The organism is Escherichia ruysiae (assembly GCF_031323975.1).
Taxonomy (GTDB): Bacteria; Pseudomonadota; Gammaproteobacteria; order Enterobacterales; family Enterobacteriaceae; genus Escherichia; species Escherichia ruysiae.
Map to the genome: position 1 here is coordinate 338,058 of NZ_JAVIWS010000001.1, position 15,599 is coordinate 353,656.

24 protein-coding genes and 1 pseudogene are annotated in these 15,599 nt (G+C 48.4%); 23 read left to right on the top strand and 2 right to left on the bottom strand.

The window, feature by feature from the left end:
- Window positions 1-13 precede the first annotated feature (13 nt).
- A complete protein-coding gene (locus RGV86_RS01820) occupies window positions 14-766 on the top strand; it encodes an antitermination protein (RefSeq protein WP_001047131.1) in 753 nt (250 codons plus the stop codon).
- A gap of 174 nt (window positions 767-940) precedes the next feature.
- Here RGV86_RS01820 and cspF read toward each other — a convergent pair.
- Window positions 941-1,143, bottom strand: a pseudogene (gene cspF / locus RGV86_RS01825) (cold shock-like protein CspF); the annotation flags it as partial.
- Window positions 1,144-1,441: 298 nt separating this feature from the next.
- On the opposite strand from cspF, the gene cspB reads away from it, so the two are divergent.
- Complete coding sequence (cspB, locus tag RGV86_RS01830; RefSeq protein WP_000066484.1) at window positions 1,442-1,657, top strand: cold shock-like protein CspB; 216 nt, start codon at window positions 1,442-1,444, stop codon at window positions 1,655-1,657.
- Between the two features lie 363 nt (window positions 1,658-2,020).
- Here the strand turns inward: cspB and ynfU are convergent, their stop codons facing one another.
- Window positions 2,021-2,191, bottom strand: coding sequence for a putative zinc-binding protein YnfU (ynfU, locus tag RGV86_RS01835; protein WP_001405948.1), 171 nt, complete (start codon window positions 2,189-2,191; stop codon window positions 2,021-2,023).
- A gap of 218 nt (window positions 2,192-2,409) precedes the next feature.
- Between ynfU and essD the strand changes: the two genes are divergently transcribed.
- The 21 genes from essD to gpG all read left to right on the top strand — a co-directional run bounded on the left by essD (window position 2,410) and on the right by gpG (window position 15,595).
- Window positions 2,410-2,625 carry a phage lysis protein EssD gene (gene essD / locus RGV86_RS01840; RefSeq protein ID WP_000839590.1) on the top strand — a complete coding sequence of 72 codons (216 nt, stop codon included), beginning with the start codon at window positions 2,410-2,412 and terminating at the stop codon, window positions 2,623-2,625.
- A gap of 4 nt (window positions 2,626-2,629) precedes the next feature.
- Window positions 2,630-2,941 (top strand): YdfR family protein, encoded by a 312-nt coding sequence (locus tag RGV86_RS01845; RefSeq protein WP_000189915.1) that lies wholly within the window; start codon window positions 2,630-2,632, stop codon window positions 2,939-2,941.
- Window positions 2,938-3,471: a lysozyme gene (locus tag RGV86_RS01850; RefSeq protein ID WP_001092974.1), complete on the top strand. Its 534-nt coding sequence runs from the start codon at window positions 2,938-2,940 to the stop codon at window positions 3,469-3,471. The genes RGV86_RS01845 and RGV86_RS01850 overlap by 4 nt, the downstream gene beginning before the upstream one ends.
- Window positions 3,468-3,965, top strand: a complete 498-nt coding sequence (locus RGV86_RS01855) for a DUF2514 domain-containing protein (RefSeq protein WP_001071769.1) — start codon at window positions 3,468-3,470, stop codon at window positions 3,963-3,965. Before RGV86_RS01850 ends, RGV86_RS01855 begins: the two co-directional genes overlap by 4 nt.
- Window positions 3,966-4,327: 362 nt before the next feature.
- Window positions 4,328-4,540 (top strand): cold shock protein CspI, encoded by a 213-nt coding sequence (cspI, locus tag RGV86_RS01860; RefSeq protein ID WP_000066495.1) that lies wholly within the window; start codon window positions 4,328-4,330, stop codon window positions 4,538-4,540.
- A gap of 10 nt (window positions 4,541-4,550) precedes the next feature.
- Window positions 4,551-4,739, top strand: coding sequence for a cold shock small protein YmcF (gene ymcF / locus RGV86_RS01865; RefSeq protein ID WP_071524604.1), 189 nt, complete (start codon window positions 4,551-4,553; stop codon window positions 4,737-4,739).
- A gap of 2 nt (window positions 4,740-4,741) precedes the next feature.
- Window positions 4,742-4,807, top strand: a complete 66-nt coding sequence (gene ynfR, locus RGV86_RS01870) for a small protein YnfR (RefSeq protein ID WP_120795388.1) — start codon at window positions 4,742-4,744, stop codon at window positions 4,805-4,807.
- Between the two features lie 4 nt (window positions 4,808-4,811).
- Window positions 4,812-5,042 (top strand): protein YnfN, encoded by a 231-nt coding sequence (gene ynfN / locus RGV86_RS01875; RefSeq protein WP_000720961.1) that lies wholly within the window; start codon window positions 4,812-4,814, stop codon window positions 5,040-5,042.
- Window positions 5,043-5,214: 172 nt separating this feature from the next.
- Window positions 5,215-5,388 carry a GnsA/GnsB family addiction module toxin gene (locus RGV86_RS01880; protein ID WP_001019207.1) on the top strand — a complete coding sequence of 58 codons (174 nt, stop codon included), beginning with the start codon at window positions 5,215-5,217 and terminating at the stop codon, window positions 5,386-5,388.
- Between the two features lie 295 nt (window positions 5,389-5,683).
- A complete protein-coding gene (locus RGV86_RS01885) occupies window positions 5,684-5,890 on the top strand; it encodes a hypothetical protein (RefSeq protein ID WP_000548593.1) in 207 nt (68 codons plus the stop codon).
- Window positions 5,891-6,442: 552 nt separating this feature from the next.
- A complete protein-coding gene (locus tag RGV86_RS01890) occupies window positions 6,443-6,937 on the top strand; it encodes a DUF1441 family protein (RefSeq protein WP_000373425.1) in 495 nt (164 codons plus the stop codon).
- Complete coding sequence (locus RGV86_RS01895; protein ID WP_000934102.1) at window positions 6,937-9,039, top strand: phage terminase large subunit family protein; 2,103 nt, start codon at window positions 6,937-6,939, stop codon at window positions 9,037-9,039. Before RGV86_RS01890 ends, RGV86_RS01895 begins: the two co-directional genes overlap by 1 nt.
- On the top strand, window positions 9,036-9,248 hold the full coding sequence (locus tag RGV86_RS01900; RefSeq protein ID WP_001072975.1) for a DUF6148 family protein: 213 nt from the start codon (window positions 9,036-9,038) through the stop codon (window positions 9,246-9,248). Before RGV86_RS01895 ends, RGV86_RS01900 begins: the two co-directional genes overlap by 4 nt.
- Window positions 9,248-10,756 carry a phage portal protein gene (locus tag RGV86_RS01905; RefSeq protein WP_000985959.1) on the top strand — a complete coding sequence of 503 codons (1,509 nt, stop codon included), beginning with the start codon at window positions 9,248-9,250 and terminating at the stop codon, window positions 10,754-10,756. Before RGV86_RS01900 ends, RGV86_RS01905 begins: the two co-directional genes overlap by 1 nt.
- The gene (locus tag RGV86_RS01910; protein ID WP_137489990.1) at window positions 10,701-12,728 is read left to right on the top strand and encodes a ClpP-like prohead protease/major capsid protein fusion protein; all 2,028 of its coding nucleotides are present in this window, start codon (window positions 10,701-10,703) and stop codon (window positions 12,726-12,728) included. The genes RGV86_RS01905 and RGV86_RS01910 overlap by 56 nt, the downstream gene beginning before the upstream one ends.
- 86 nt (window positions 12,729-12,814) lie before the next feature.
- Complete coding sequence (locus RGV86_RS01915; RefSeq protein ID WP_001097054.1) at window positions 12,815-13,138, top strand: DUF2190 family protein; 324 nt, start codon at window positions 12,815-12,817, stop codon at window positions 13,136-13,138.
- On the top strand, window positions 13,131-13,406 hold the full coding sequence (locus tag RGV86_RS01920) for a DNA breaking-rejoining protein (protein WP_001283153.1): 276 nt from the start codon (window positions 13,131-13,133) through the stop codon (window positions 13,404-13,406). Before RGV86_RS01915 ends, RGV86_RS01920 begins: the two co-directional genes overlap by 8 nt.
- 11 nt (window positions 13,407-13,417) lie before the next feature.
- On the top strand, window positions 13,418-13,996 hold the full coding sequence (locus RGV86_RS01925; protein WP_000677102.1) for a phage tail protein: 579 nt from the start codon (window positions 13,418-13,420) through the stop codon (window positions 13,994-13,996).
- Window positions 13,993-14,394, top strand: coding sequence for a phage minor tail U family protein (locus RGV86_RS01930; RefSeq protein WP_024176264.1), 402 nt, complete (start codon window positions 13,993-13,995; stop codon window positions 14,392-14,394). Before RGV86_RS01925 ends, RGV86_RS01930 begins: the two co-directional genes overlap by 4 nt.
- Before the next feature lie 10 nt (window positions 14,395-14,404).
- Window positions 14,405-15,148, top strand: coding sequence for a phage tail protein (locus tag RGV86_RS01935; protein WP_000211132.1), 744 nt, complete (start codon window positions 14,405-14,407; stop codon window positions 15,146-15,148).
- 60 nt (window positions 15,149-15,208) lie between these two features.
- Window positions 15,209-15,595, top strand: a complete 387-nt coding sequence (gpG, locus tag RGV86_RS01940) for a phage tail assembly chaperone G (RefSeq protein ID WP_001341514.1) — start codon at window positions 15,209-15,211, stop codon at window positions 15,593-15,595.
- The last annotated feature ends 4 nt before the right edge of the window (window positions 15,596-15,599 follow it).

Consider the following 15,599-nt stretch of genomic DNA (forward strand, 5'->3'; position numbering starts at 1 on the left):
GTGGAGAACGAGCATGAACCTTGAAGCCTTACCAAAATATTACTCCCCAAAATCTCCAAAATTGAGCGATGACGCTCCAGCGACAGGCACCGGTTGTTTAACAATTACGGATGTAATGGCAGCGCAGGGGATGGTGCAGTCGAAAGCACCACTTGGGTTGGCCTTATTTCTGGCAAAAGTTGGTGTTCAGGACGCTCAGTTTGCGATTGAAGGCCTGCTAAATTACGCGATGGCACTGGATAACCCGACATTGAACAAATTGAGTGAAGAAATCCGGTTACAGATTATTCCTTACCTCGTGAATTTTGCCTTTGCTGATTACTCCAGGTCTGCGGCAAGTAAGGCTCGCTGTGAGCATTGTTCAGGTACGGGATTTTATAATGTATTGCGCGAAGTGGTGAAACACTACAGACGCGGGGAATCTGTAATCAAGGAAGAATGGGTGAAGGAACTATGTCAGCATTGCCATGGTAAGGGCGAAGTCAGCACAGCGTGCAGAGGGTGTAAGGGGAAAGGGATTGTTCTGGATGAAAAAAGAACCCGGTTTCATGGCGTACCGGTATATAAGATTTGTGGGCGTTGTAATGGAAACCGGTTTAGTCGTTTACCGACCACGCTGGCACGACGTCATGTCCAGAAGCTGGTACCAGACCTGACCGATTATCAGTGGTATAAGGGGTATGCGGACGTCATTGGTAAACTGGTAACAAAGTGCTGGCAGGAAGAAGCATACGCGGAAGCGCAATTGAGGAAGGTGACGAGATAAATGATTTTTGCTGAAGATGGCGACATGATGTTTGCATTTTTCAAAAAACATGGATAAGATTTTCTCAACGATGGGCTTTGCGTATCCGACGTTTAGAAAAAAGTAGAAAACCCGCTTATAAGCGGGTTTTTGTGCTTTAAATGGGGCAATAGAGATATTGAATCTCATCCCGGGATAAACATTGGCAGTTGAAGGTCCACGCGAACCATTTATCCAGCAAAATTCCACGCGTAATCCTGTGGTAATTTCTTCTGCATCTCGAAGATTGAGAGCTGAAACGTGAAGCTGGGCATCGATACGCCATCGGATGGGAATATAAGACCTTTGCTGCTTTTGTAGTCAAAGTTTTTGACAATTCCTGTCATTTTAGGGGACAGAAAAACTCCTTAATACTGATAACCTGGTGCACCATACACACGTTCCTGGAGAAAACTACTTTTTTGATAGGATTGAAGGTGGCTGGATGTCTAAAATAAACATTGCTTCATATGTTCAACTATGAGTTAATGACTGCGTCGGTTTGAAGAACAGACGATATACGAAGTAGTTTACTAAAGCAGTTCTCATTTCAGGTGTTATTCACTTATTCCTTCTTTGAGTCTCTCCAATTAAGTACGAAGTCGTTTCTGTTATGCAAACCATTTATGCCGAAAGGCTCAAGTTAAGGAATGTAGAATGTCAAATAAAATGACTGGTTTAGTAAAATGGTTTAACGCTGATAAAGGTTTCGGCTTTATTTCTCCTGTTGATGGTAGTAAAGATGTGTTTGTGCATTTTTCTGCGATTCAGAATGATAATTATCGAACCTTATTTGAAGGTCAAAAGGTTACCTTCTCTATAGAGAGTGGTGCTAAAGGTCCTGCAGCAGCAAATGTCATCATTACTGATTAAAATTCATCGCTCGTCTGTATACGATAACGAAGAAGGCTGATGCCTGAGTAGAGATACGGACAGAGTAGTGAATATTGGATCTTTTTAATAAAAAGTAAGGAGGTCCAATACATGAAACAATGGCTAGCATATTTGGCAAAATCTTAATCAGGAAAAGTATGCTAACCATTGTGGTGAAGTGCAGGTTTGCTGCATGAATAGTTTTACAGCAGAAGCTAACTGCTGGCATGGCAAAACAAAGTGCGTAAGTGGATGACTCCCACAAAAAGCACCACAATCTCAAACCCGCTCAGGCGGGTTTTTTATTATCTGCTTTAAATATATTATTAAAATATAAAAAATACTTGTTACTAATAAAATCAATCAGGCTACAGCTTTAAGATTTGTCTGGAATACTTTGTTGCAATGAGGGCAGATCAAAAGGGCACCTTTTTGTACTCTTGAAAAACTGTGTTCTGACTCTTGGGTGCAGTTTGGGCAGGAACATTTAACGAGATAATTACGGCGTGATTTTGAGTCTTTACGTTCTGACATAGGCTTTTCCTGTATAAATGGCCGTATACAGTACACTAAATATGAAAACATTTCTCGTATTATTATTTTATATATGATTTTCTTTCAAAATAATTACCCACATTTTTAATGTGTATGTTTTTTAGCGCCGTTGAGAACAACGTGTGCTGTCAAAACTACCCCGTAGACTCCGATCTTTTCAAACATATTGCACCATCCGTGTACATCGGGGTGAGGATATGAAATCAATGGATAAGTTAACAACAGGTGTTGCCTATGGCACATCGGCGGGTAATGCTGGTTTCTGGGCATTGCAGTTACTCGATAAAGTAACTCCGTCACAGTGGGCTGCAATCGGTGTGCTGGGTAGCCTGGTTTTTGGCCTGCTGACGTATCTGACAAATCTTTATTTCAAGATTAAAGAAGACAGGCGTAAGGCTGCGAGAGGAGAGTAATCCAATGACTCAAGACTATGAACTGGTTGTGAAAGGAGTCCGTAATTTTGAGAATAAAGTTACGGTAACTGTAGCCTTACAGGACAAAGAACGCTTTGACGGTGAAATTTTTGACCTGGATGTCGCCATGGACCGTGTTGAAGGAGCTGCGCTGGAGTTTTATGAGGCAGCAGCCAGAAGGAGCGTCCGGCAAGTCTTCCTGGAAGTAGCAGAAAAATTGTCAGAAAAAGTTGAGTCTTATCTGCAGCATCAGTACTCCTTTAAGATTGAAAATCCTGCCAATAAGCACGAGCGTCCTCATCATAAATATATATGAACACAAAAATCAGATACGGCCTGTCGGCTGCCGTTCTGGCGCTGATTGGTGCTGGCGCATCTGCTCCTCAGATACTTGACCAGTTTCTGGACGAAAAAGAAGGTAACCACACAATGGCATACCGCGATGGTTCTGGCATATGGACCATCTGTCGGGGTGCCACAGTGGTGGATGGAAAAACCGTTTTTCCCAATATGAAACTGTCGAAGGAAAAATGCGACCAGGTCAACGCCATTGAGCGTGATAAGGCGCTGGCATGGGTGGAGCGCAATATTAAAGTACCACTGACCGAACCACAAAAAGCGGGTATCGCGTCATTTTGTCCCTATAACATTGGTCCCGGTAAGTGTTTCCCGTCGACGTTTTATAAGCGGCTGAATGCTGGTGATCGTAAAGGTGCATGCGAAGCGATTCGCTGGTGGATTAAGGATGGCGGACGCAATTGCCGCGTTCGTTCAAATAACTGTTACGGTCAGGTTATTCGTCGTGACCAGGAGAGCGCATTAACCTGCTGGGGGATAGAACAGTGAATCAGATATTCATGGTGATTTTTCTCGTGTTGTCAGGATTTATCGTCGGAAATGTCTGGAGCGACAGAGGATGGCAAAAAAAATGGGCGGAACGTGATGCTGCCGCATTATCACAAGAGGTAAATGCTCAATTTGCTGCTCGAATAATTGAACAGGGGCGAACTATAGCCCGTGATGAGGCTGTTAAAGATGCACAACAGAAATCTGCTGAAATTTCTGCCAGGGCTGCTTATCTGTCTGATAGTGTTAACCAGTTGCGTGCCGAAGCAAAAAAATATGCCATACGCCTTGACGCAGCGAAGCATACCGCAGATCTTGCCGCTGCCGTCAGAGGCAAAACAACCAAAACCGCCGAAGGAATGCTCACCAACATGCTCGGAGATATTGCAGCAGAAGCTCAGCTTTATGCTGAAATTGCTGACGAACGCTACATCGCAGGAGTGACTTGTCAACAGATCTATGAATCTTTAAGAGATAAAAAGCATCAAATGTAGGGTAATATTAAATCGGAACATTTACATCGCTGAATGTAAAATTTAAATAAAAAGGACTCTTCCATGAGTCAAAATTTCTGAAATCTTAAGGGTAAGATAAAAGGTCTTAATCAGAATGACGCGTTTTATTAATAAATAAAGCCATTCTTTCATTGCTGTGTTTTTCTTTACAAAAGTAATCCTTGCTATGGGTGGTTAATCATGCGTTAATGGTGTTCTGGTTTGTTACAAATTTATCTGAAGCAGTCATTGTTATAATTTTATTATTTGTACCTCTTGAGATTTCCTTGTTGGTTTTTCTCTCTGATATTTTTTTTCGGACCATTCTGCCCAAGGGCTAATTTCTTCAAAAGGTAATAATTATGTCTAACAAAATGACTGGTTTAGTGAAATGGTTTAACCCTGAAAAAGGTTTTGGTTTCATCACGCCGAAAGATGGCAGCAAAGATGTGTTTGTCCATTTCTCAGCAATTCAGAGCAACGATTTCAAAACATTAACTGAGAATCAGGAAGTTGAATTTGGTATTGAGAACGGACCTAAAGGTCCTGCCGCTGTTCATGTAGTGGCGCTTTGAGGTAGACAATATTACAAACCATATTCACTTTAGATGCCCGTGTTGTCATGGTTCCCAGTATAGAACATCATCTTTTGATGTTTCTGACATGAATCCTTTCGGGGCAAAATGTATCTTTTGTAAATCAATGATGATTACATTTGATAATATTTCACAATACTTAAATGCCAGCCGTCTGTCGTTGGATTTAAAAAAGTGAAAATGAAGGCTCCTTCGGGAGCTTTTTTGCTTGGTGTCTATTCGATGGATACTCACATACTACGGTAACATCATGAAAAAAATCATAGTTTTTTTTAACTCTGAACCAGCAGTGGTAATGCCAGCGATGACTGGAGTTAACACCATCATGCGTGAATATCCAAATGGCGAAAAAACACACCTTACTGTAATGGCCGCAGGGTTTCCATCTCTGACCGGAGATCATAAAGTCATTTATGTAGCAGCGGATCGACATGTAACTTCAGAAGAAATTCTGGAAGCAGCAATGAGACTCTTGAATTGATTTGATTCTAATGCATTGATAATAAATGATAATCATCTTTATCTGTTTGTGTGAAATTTAGACCGTCGTATGTTGATTATTGCGATGTTTCATCTTATCTTTTATACGTTTGCTCCATATAATTGACACTACTGTGTACCAGGAAAGTCATAACAGACTAAAAGAGGAAATGATGAACATTGAAGAGTTAAAAACAAAAACAGAAGCAGATATTTCTGAATATATAACAAAAAAAATCATTGAGCTTAAGAAAAAGACCGGGAAAGAAGTTACCAGTATCCAGTTTACTGCACGGGAAAAAATGACTGGTCTTGAAAGCTATGATATCAAGATTGATTTAATCTAGTCTGTTTATAGTATTAGCATCAATTTCTCATCAGATGCTATTCAACAATACAAATTACCCATAAACCTCGTTTTTACGGGGTTTTGTTATATTTAAACATTACCGAATAGGTATAAATCTCGATTGTCGATGGTATTGGTTGTGTGACAATACCTAGTCTTTCCGGTATGCCTGAAGAGAATACAAACGACAGATTATGTAAGGGAAACGCGCTGAATCTTTAACTCTTTCATGCTGAGTGATTTGACGTTATATTTTTAGCCGTAAGTGAAGAGCAAACGCATGGAGCGACAAAATGCATAAAGATCAATACACTGATGCCCCCTCCCAGGAGCAGGTTCGTGTAAAAACTATGCTTAATAGCACCATTTCGATGGGTTACCCGGATGTTGTAATTGCATGTATAGAACATCAAGTGTCTCTGGAAGCATTCAGGGCAATTGAGGCCGCGTTAGTAAAGCACGATAAGAATACGAAGGATTATTCCCTGGTGGTTGACTGATCACCATAACTGCTAACCATTCTGACCATTTCACAAGTGACAGAGTCAATATCGTATTCTGTCACTGTCAGGCTAATACAGCAATGCAATTCAACTACAGCAATGCCTCGTATTTAGGTGAATTTACAATATCGTCCAGTTCGGATGCCGGCTGCATTTCTGAAGATAAGGCATTTCGGTTCTCGTATTTTCCCCTCATGCTCGTCAGTCCTGCGCGTAGTAAGAAACAGGACACTCACACTAATTTGTGTGGGCATGCTGTGATGTCCTTCTGAATTATCCCCATGCCATTATGTAAAGCTCTGTTACAGATGCTCGTCACGGTTGTCAGGCTGTCGGGTCCTCCCAGTGGGGGGCCCTGCCACGGGGCGGGAGCGTCGCGGAAAAAGGCTAGTTTTTGAAATTTCATCCGTCATCACCACTACTGTAATAGATTGATATTACAGTATTTTTATTTTTGTGGTGTCGATTTTGATTGTTTTTTGTTCATCACTAACACCGTTTGCCTAAAGTCGTTCGCAAGATGCATGTTTAAAACATTCTGGAGCGGGTATGGATCGAGAGTTAAAAAATCTGACGCTGAATATCAGTCAATTGGCGGCACTGTCAGGTGTACATCGCCAGACTGCTGCGGCAAGGCTGCAAAATCTACCCGTTGCAGGGGGGCATGAAAGCAACCTCAAGCTTTATCGGGTGGTTGATATTGTGTCGGCATTTCTGGCATTACCACCGCCGGTTGCAGAAGGCGAAATGGACGCACATGAGCGCAAAGCCTGGTATCAGTCTGAACGTGAGCGTCTTAAGTTCGAACAGGAAACGGCACAACTCATTCCGGCCAGTGATGTCAGACGGGAGTTTGCCATCTGGGCAAAAGCGGTCGTGCAGGTGCTGGAGACATTACCGGATATTCTTGAACGTGACTGCGGTCTGCAGCCTGCCGCTGTGAGCCGTGTTCAGTCCATTATTGATGATCTGCGCGATCAGATAGCCCTGCGGGTGACTGAAGCAGGTGCGGATGATGAGGAGGAATTACAGCAGGAGGAGTAATGCTGAATCAGGAAACCGCAAAGGCAGCACGAACCGATTCAGGTTATATCCTTCGCGCACCGAGACGAATGCGGGTTGCTGATGCCGTTGCTCAGTATATGCGGGTGCCCATGGGGGCAGGGAACTCAGTCCCGTGGGATCCGCTGGTGGCACCGTATGTTATTGAGCCTATGAACTGCCTGGCCTCGCGTGAATACGACGCAGTGATATTTGTTGGCCCGGCACGAACCGGCAAGACTATCGGCCTGATTGACGGCTGGGTGATTTACAACGTGATTTGCGATCCTGCTGATATGCTGATCATTCAGATGACGGAGGAAAAAGCCCGCGAACACTCCAAAAAACGACTCGCCAGAACGTTTCGCGTCAGCCCGGAAGTGGTCAGTCGCCTGAGTCCGAACAAAAATGACAACAACGTTTATGACAGAACATTCCTTGCTGGCAACTACCTGAAAATCGGCTGGCCGTCAGTCAATATCATGTCTTCATCAGATTATAAATGCGTGGCGCTGACGGATTATGACCGTTTTCCGGAAGATATTGATGGTGAGGGGGATGCCTTCTCTCTTGCCTCAAAACGTACCACCACATTTATGTCCAGTGGTATGACGCTGGTGGAGAGTTCCCCCGGCAGGGATGTGAAGGATGTGAAATGGCGACGGACTTCACCGCATGAGGCTCCACCAACCACGGGGATCCTGTCGCTCTATAACCGTGGCGATCGCCGTCGCTGGTACTGGCCCTGTCCACACTGTGGTGAGTATTTTCAGCCCTGCGGCGATGTGGTTGCTGGTTTCCGTGATATTGCCGATCCTGTGCTGGCAAGTGAGGCGGCTTATATTCAGTGTCCTTCCTGTTCAGGACGGATTTTGCCTGAACAAAAACGCGAGCTGAACGGACGTGGGGTCTGGTTACGGGATGGTGAATCCATCAATGCAGATGGCAGTCGTTATGGTGATCCCCGGCGTTCACGTATTGCGTCATTCTGGATGGAGGGTCCGGCAGCTGCTTATCAGACACTCTCGCAACTCGTTTACAAACTGCTTACTGCAGAACAGGAATACGAGACAACCGGAAGTGAAGAGACACTCAAGACGGTTATCAATACCGACTGGGGATTACCTTATCTTCCCCGCGCCAGCATGGAGCAACGAAAAAGTGAATTGCTTGAGCAGCGGGCAGAGCCAGTTCCTTCCCGCAGTGTGCCGGATGGCGTTAATTTCCTTGTGGCGACAGTGGATGTGCAAGCGGGACGTCATCGCCGTTTTGTGGTTCAGGTAACGGGCTATGGCAGCCGTGGCGAACGCTGGATTATTGATCGTTACAACATCACGCAGTCATTGCGCGGTGACAGCGACGGGGAGAGCCAGCGAATTGATCCGGCCAGCTATCCGGAAGACTGGGATGTCCTGCTGACGGATGTTTTTCATAAAAGCTGGCCGCTGGCCTCCGACCCTTCTCAACAAATGCGACTGATGGCAATGGCGGTGGACTCCGGCGGTGAAGACGGGGTCACTGATAATGCCTATAAATTCTGGCGTCGTTGCCGTCGTGATGGCCTTGGTAAACGTATTTACCTGTTTAAGGGCGACAGCATCCGGCGAGCAAAACTGATCACCCGTACATTCCCTGATAACACCGGACGAACGGGCCGACGGGCGCAGGCCGCAGGTGATGTGCCGCTCTGGCTTCTTCAGACGGATGCCCTGAAAGACCGGGTGAATAACGCGTTATGGCGTGACTCGCTAGGTCCCGGCTATGTGCATTTCCCTGACTGGCTGGGGAGCTGGTTTTACGACGAACTGACGTATGAAGAGCGGAGCAGTGACGGGAAATGGAGTAAGCCGGGTCGCGGTGCCAACGAAGCTTTTGACCTGATGGTGTATGCCGAGGCTCTGGTCATTCTGCATGGATACGAAAAGATCCGCTGGCCGGATGCACCGGAGTGGGCGAGCCGGGAAACCTGGCTGGAGTGTGTCCCGGACAGTACCGAACCGTCACCCTCACCGGAACCGGTACCCACGCCTGTTAAAAAACAAAAACGGAAGAAAACAGTAACTGACGATGTTAACCCCTGGCTGACTTCCGGAGGATGGTTATGAATCAGAATGATATTGAAGCCATGATTCAGCGTTATACGGAAGCTGAAATGGCGGTGCTGGACGGAAAATCCGTCACTTTTAATGGTCAGCAGATGACCATGGAAAACTTATCTGAGATCCGGCAGGGGCGGCAGGAGTGGGAGCGCCGCCTTGCGGCTCTGATTACACGACGACGGGGGCATCCCGGGTACCGGCTGGCGAGGTTCTGATGGCAATTCTTGATGATGTGATTGGCGTTTTTTCACCAGGATGGAAAGCGGCAAGGCTGCGTTCCCGTGCGGTGATCCAGGCTTATGAGGCCGTAAAAACGACGCGGACACACAAAGCCCGACGGGAGAACCGAACTGCCGACCAGTTAAGCCAGTACGGGGCCGTGTCGTTACGTGAGCAGGCTCGTTACCTTGATAACAACCACGATCTGGTCATTGGTGTATTTGACAAGCTGGAAGAACGGGTGGTGGGGAAAAACGGGATTATTGTCGAGCCACATCCGGTATTACGCAATGGGGCCATTGCCCGTGATCTGGCAGCGGAGATACGTACCCGATGGAGTGAATGGTCTGTCAGTCCGGAGGTCACCGGGCAGTTTACCCGTCCGATGCTGGAACGTCTGATGCTGCGTACCTGGCTGCGCGATGGTGAGGTGTTTGCCCAGATGGTTTCCGGGCGCATAAACAGCCTGACGCCTTCTGCCGGTGTTCATTTCTGGCTGGAGGCGCTCGAGCCGGACTTTATTCCCATGACCAGTGATGAGAGCAACAGGCTGAATCAGGGCGTGTTTGTTGATGACTGGGGGCGTCCCGAAAAATATCTGGTGTATAAAAGCCGTCCCGTATCCGGGCGGCAGATGGAAACCAAAGAAGTGGATGCAGAGCGAATGCTGCATCTTAAATTTGTTCGCCGTCTGCACCAGATGCGCGGGACGTCTTTGTTGTCCGGTGTGCTGATCCGCCTCAGTGCTCTGAAAGAGTATGAAGATTCTGAGCTGACTGCAGCAAGGATCGCCGCTGCTCTGGGGATGTACATCCGGAAAGGCGACGGACAGAGCTATGAAACGGATGGTAATGACAGCAAGGAGAATGAACGCGAGCTTACCATTCAGCCAGGCATTATTTACGACGATCTGAAACCCGGCGAAGAAATCGGAATGGTGAAGTCGGATCGCCCCAATCCTAACCTTGAAACTTTTCGTAATGGTCAGTTGCGTGCCGTGGCTGCGGGCAGTCGTCTGAGTTTTTCCAGTACAGCGCGCAACTATAACGGCACTTACAGCGCCCAGCGTCAGGAGCTGGTTGAATCTACTGATGGCTACCTGATCCTGCAGGACTGGTTTATTGGTGCCGTCACCCGCCCGATGTACCGTGCCTGGCTGAAACAGGCTGTGGTATCCGGTGTTATCAGGCTACCCCGCGATCTGGACCGATATTCACTGTATACCGCGGTGTATTCCGGACCGGTGATGCCGTGGATTGACCCTGTTAAGGAGGCTGAGGCCTGGAAAATTCAGATTCGTGGTGGAGCGGCGACAGAATCAGACTGGGTACGTGCAGGTGGTCGTAATCCAGATGATGTCAAACGTCGGCGCAAGGCCGAAATTGATGAAAACCGCAAGCTGGATCTGGTATTTGATACCGATCCGGCCAGTGATAAAGGAGGCAGCAGTGCCGCAACGAAACGACAGGAGCCGCAGCACACCGACGACCAGTCCGAAGAATAATTCCTGGTTCAGGATGCAGGCAGGTCACCAGAGTGACGCGGATATTTATATTTATGACGAGATTGGTTTCTGGGGTGTTACGGCGAAGCAGTTTATCAGTGATCTGAATGCACTGGGCGATATCACCCACATTAATCTCCATATTAATTCACCGGGTGGCGATGTCTTTGAAGGCATCGCCATTTTTAATGCACTGAAAACACATGGTGCGTCCATTACCGTTTATGTCGACGGTGTGGCGGCGTCAATGGCGTCGGTCATTGCGATGGTGGGAAACCCGGTCATTATGCCGGAAAACTCCTTCATGATGATTCATAAACCATTTGGCTTTACGGGCGGTGATGCGGAGGACATGCGCACCTATGCCGACCTGCTCGATAAAGTTGAGGCGGTTCTGTTACCCGCTTATGCACAGAAAACCGGGAAAACCACCGATGAAATTGCTGCCATGCTGGCGGATGAGACCTGGATGTCCGGTGCCGAATGTCTGGCACAGGGATTTGCTGATCAGGTGACACCAGCCGTTAAGGCAATGGCATGTATTCAGTCAAAACGTACAGAGGAATTTAAAAAGATGCCGGAATCCATTCGAAATATGATTACTCCGCCACGCAACAGTGCTCCACGCGTACAGGATGATGGACCTGCAGCCTCCCGGACGCCAGTGCAGGCAGCAGCACCCGTGGTGGATGAAAACAGCATCCGTGCGCAGGTCCTGGCAGAGCAAAAAGCGCGTGTAAACGGTATTAATGATCTGTTTGCCATGTTTGGCGGGCGTTATCAGTCGTTGCAGGCTCAGTGTCTTGCCGATCCTGAATGTTCGCTGGAGCAGGCCCGCGAAAAGCTGTTGAACGAGATGGGGCGCGAGTCCACGCCATCCAATAAAAATACCCCGGCTCATATTTATGCCGGTAACGGTAATTTTGTGGGGGACGGGATCCGCCAGGCGCTGATGGCGCGCGCCGGGTTTGAAAAAACTGAACGTGATAATGTCTACAACGGGATGACCCTGCGTGAATATGCCCGTATGTCACTGACTGAACGTGGTATTGGTGTTTCCAGTTATAACCCGATGCAGATGGTCGGTGCGGCGTTCACACACAGTACGTCTGACTTCGGTAATATTCTGCTGGATGTTGCGAACAAAGCCATTCTGCAGGGCTGGGAAGATGCCCCTGAAACCTATGAACAGTGGACGCGGAAAGGTCAGTTGTCTGATTTTAAAATTGCCCATCGTGTGGGTATGGGGGGCTTCAGTGCTCTGCGTCAGGTGCGTGAAGGGGCAGAATATAAATACGTCACCACCGGAGATAAACAGGCCACTATTGCACTGGCGACCTATGGCGAGCTGTTCAGTATCACCCGTCAGGCCATTATCAATGATGATCTGAATATGCTGACCGATATCCCGATGAAGCTAGGCCGTGCGGCGAAATCCACTATTGCCGATCTGGTTTATGCCATTCTGACGTCTAACCCGAAAATCTCCACAGATAATGTAAGTCTGTTCGATAAAGCGAAACATGCAAACGTACTGGAGAGCGCGGCAATGGACGTGGCATCGCTGGATAAAGCCCGCCAGTTGATGCGCGTTCAGAAAGAGGGTGAGCGTCATCTGAATATTCGTCCTGCGTTCGTACTGGTACCGACGGCGATGGAGTCTGTTGCTAACCAGGTCATTCGCTCCTCAAGTGTCAAGGGGGCTGACATTAACGCCGGTATTATTAACCCGGTGAAAGATTTTGCGACCGTTATTGCAGAGCCTCGTCTTGATGATAACAGCCAGACCACCTTCTACCTGGCTGCGTCCAAAGGCTCCGATACGATTGAAGTGGCTTATCTCAACGGTGTGGATACGCCATATATTGATCAGATGGAGGGCTTCAGTGTGGATGGCGTGACAACGAAAGTGCGTATTGACGCTGGTGTTGCGCCAGTTGATCACCGCGGCCTGGTGAAATGTACGGCGTAAACGTCGCAGACAACAACTCTGATGGCCCGTAAGGGCTTTTTTTGTACCTGAAATCAGCCCCTGAACGGGGCTGTGCGGAGACAGTTATGGCAAAGAATTTTGTAGAAGAAGGAAAAACGGTGGCGATTGTTGCCAGTGCAGCCATCAGCAGCGGAGATCTGGTGCGGGTGGGTGATGTTTTTGCGGTGGCGCTGACCGATATTCCACAGGGAGAAACAGGCGACGGCATAACCGAAGGTGTGTTTATGCTGCCTAAGCTGAAAACGGATGACATGAAAACGGGTAAGAAGGTTTATCTGAAGTCAGGAAAAGTTCAGCTGACTAACAGCGGCTCTGATCCGCTGGTCGGGGTTGTATGGGCAGATGCCGGAACCAGTGCAGAAGAAGTGCCGGTAAAACTCAATGTCTGATCCCTTTTCCCGGCTGGCAGCGCGTATGGATGCGATCACGGTCAGAAAGATGGGAAAGACAGCCTCGATTAATGATGTCGATATGACTGTGATCCCGGGAGAAACACTGGCAGAGCTGAATGCTCTGTCCGGACCTGCGGTCTCTCTGGTGGTGTTTTCTTCGGGATACCGCCCACGGCGCGGGGATCGCGTTGTTTATGACGGACAACAATGGACGGTCACACGGCATGAACGTTTTAACGGTAAGCCAATGATCTTTATTGAGTAAAGAGGTGTGGGATGAAGGGGCTTGAGAATGCCATCCGCAATCTGAACAGCCTTGATACCCGTATGGTGCCACAGGCCAGCGCATGGGCGATAAACCGTGTGGCACAGAAAGCGGTCTCGGTTGCCACCCGGCAGGTTGCCGGGAATACCGTTGCGGGAGATAACCAGGTGAAAGGGATCCCCCTGAAACTGGTACGTCAGCGTGTCCGGGTGTTTAAAGCCAGTCCGTCAGGAAAAATGACGGCCAGGATCCGCGTTAACCGGGGCAATCTGCCCGCCATTAAGCTAGGGACAGCCCGGGTCAGACTGGCCCGGCGTGGTGGAAAACTGCAGTACCGTGGCAGTGTGCTGAAGGTGGGTAAATATCTTTTCCGGGATGCGTTTATTCAGCAACTGGCGAATGGTCGCTGGCATGTGATGCGACGTATTGATGGCAAAAATCGTTACCCCATTGATGTGGTGAAAATCCCGCTGTCCGGACCGCTGACACAGGCATTTGAAGATGCCCGCGACCACATCATTGCTGCGGAAATGCCGAAACAGCTGGGGTATGCACTGAAACAACAACTGAGGTTATGGCTGACCCGATGAACCGACATACACAAATCCGCCAGGCCGTACTGGCACGCCTTCGGGAACAGTGTGGAGACAGCGCCACGTTTTTTGACGGGCTTCCGGCATTTATTGATGCGCAGGAACTGCCTGCCGTGGCGGTGTGGCTGAGTGATGCTCAGTACACCGGAAAAATGACGGATGAAGATGACTGGCAGGCTGTTCTGCATATTGCCGTCTTCATCCGGGCACAGGCACTGGATTCAGAGCTGGATATGTGGATGGAGAGCACCATTTTCCCTGCCCTGAATGATATACCGGCACTTTCCGGACTCATCGACACCCTGATCCCACTCGGTTTTAACTATCAACGTGATAATGAGATGGCCACCTGGGCGATGGCGGAAATCACGTACCAGATCACGTACACGAATTAAGGAGGTGGTAATGACCACACCAAATCCACTGGCAAAGACGAAAGGTGCGGGGACGACGTTCTGGATGTATACCGGCAACGGCGATGCGTTTGCGAACCCTTTGTCGGACACTGACTGGCTGCGTCTTGCGATGGTGAAGGATCTGCAACCTGGCGAAATGACCGCTGATGCAGAAGATGACACTTATCTCGATGATGAAGATGCAGACTGGAAAACGACAACCCAGGGGCAGAAATCCGTTGGTGATACTTCGGCGACGCTGGCCTGGCGTCCGGGTGACAGCGGGCAGAAAAAACTGGTTCAGTTGTTCGACTCCGGTGAAGTCTGCGCGTTTCGTATCAAATATCCCAACGGCACTGTTGATGTTTTCCGTGGCTGGCTGAGCTCACTGGGTAAAACCATTGCCTCAAAAGACGTGATGACCCGCACTGTGAAAATCAGCGGTGTGGGGCGTCCGTATCTGGCAGAGGAAGGCACTGAAACCGTGAGCGTTACCGGGCTGACAGTATCACCGGCGTCTGCCAGTGTAAAAGTGGGAGCAACCACCACGCTGACCTTTACAGTAAAACCTGACGGAGCCAGTGACAAAGCGATCAGTGTGCATTCGTCAGATCCACAGACTGCCACGGTTACCCTGAACGGACTTGTGGCCACGGTAAAAGGCGTGAAGCAGGGCAGTGTCAGCATTGTGGGCATGACCGCTGACGGGAATTTTGTGGCTGTGACTGCGGTGACTGTCAGCGCAGCAGGTTAACAGGACGATACTCATCATTTGCCCCGGTTATGCGGGGCTTTTTTGCAGGTGGAGAACATGATGTTTCTGAAACAGGACACGTTTAATTATGAAAAACAGTCCGTGGTGCTCAGTGAGCTGTCCGGGCTGCAGAGAATTGAATATCTGACGTTTGTTCAGCAGCGAACGGCAAAGTTTGATGCCGGGGAGGGAGAACTGCCGGAGGCTGAACGACAGATTGCTTTTCTGCGGATGGGGATGGATATCAATGCCTGGCTGGTTTCCCGCTCACTGTGGAATGCGGATCAGTCTAAGGATGTAGAGACGCTTTGCGCATCCGTTATTACAACATGGTCGTATGATGCCCTGGGTGCGGGGGCGGAGATGGTTCTGTCGCTGAGCGGTATGGGGGCCATTGATAATGCTGTGGATGATGAGCATGAGGCGCTGACGCCGGAAAAGTCCTGACGCG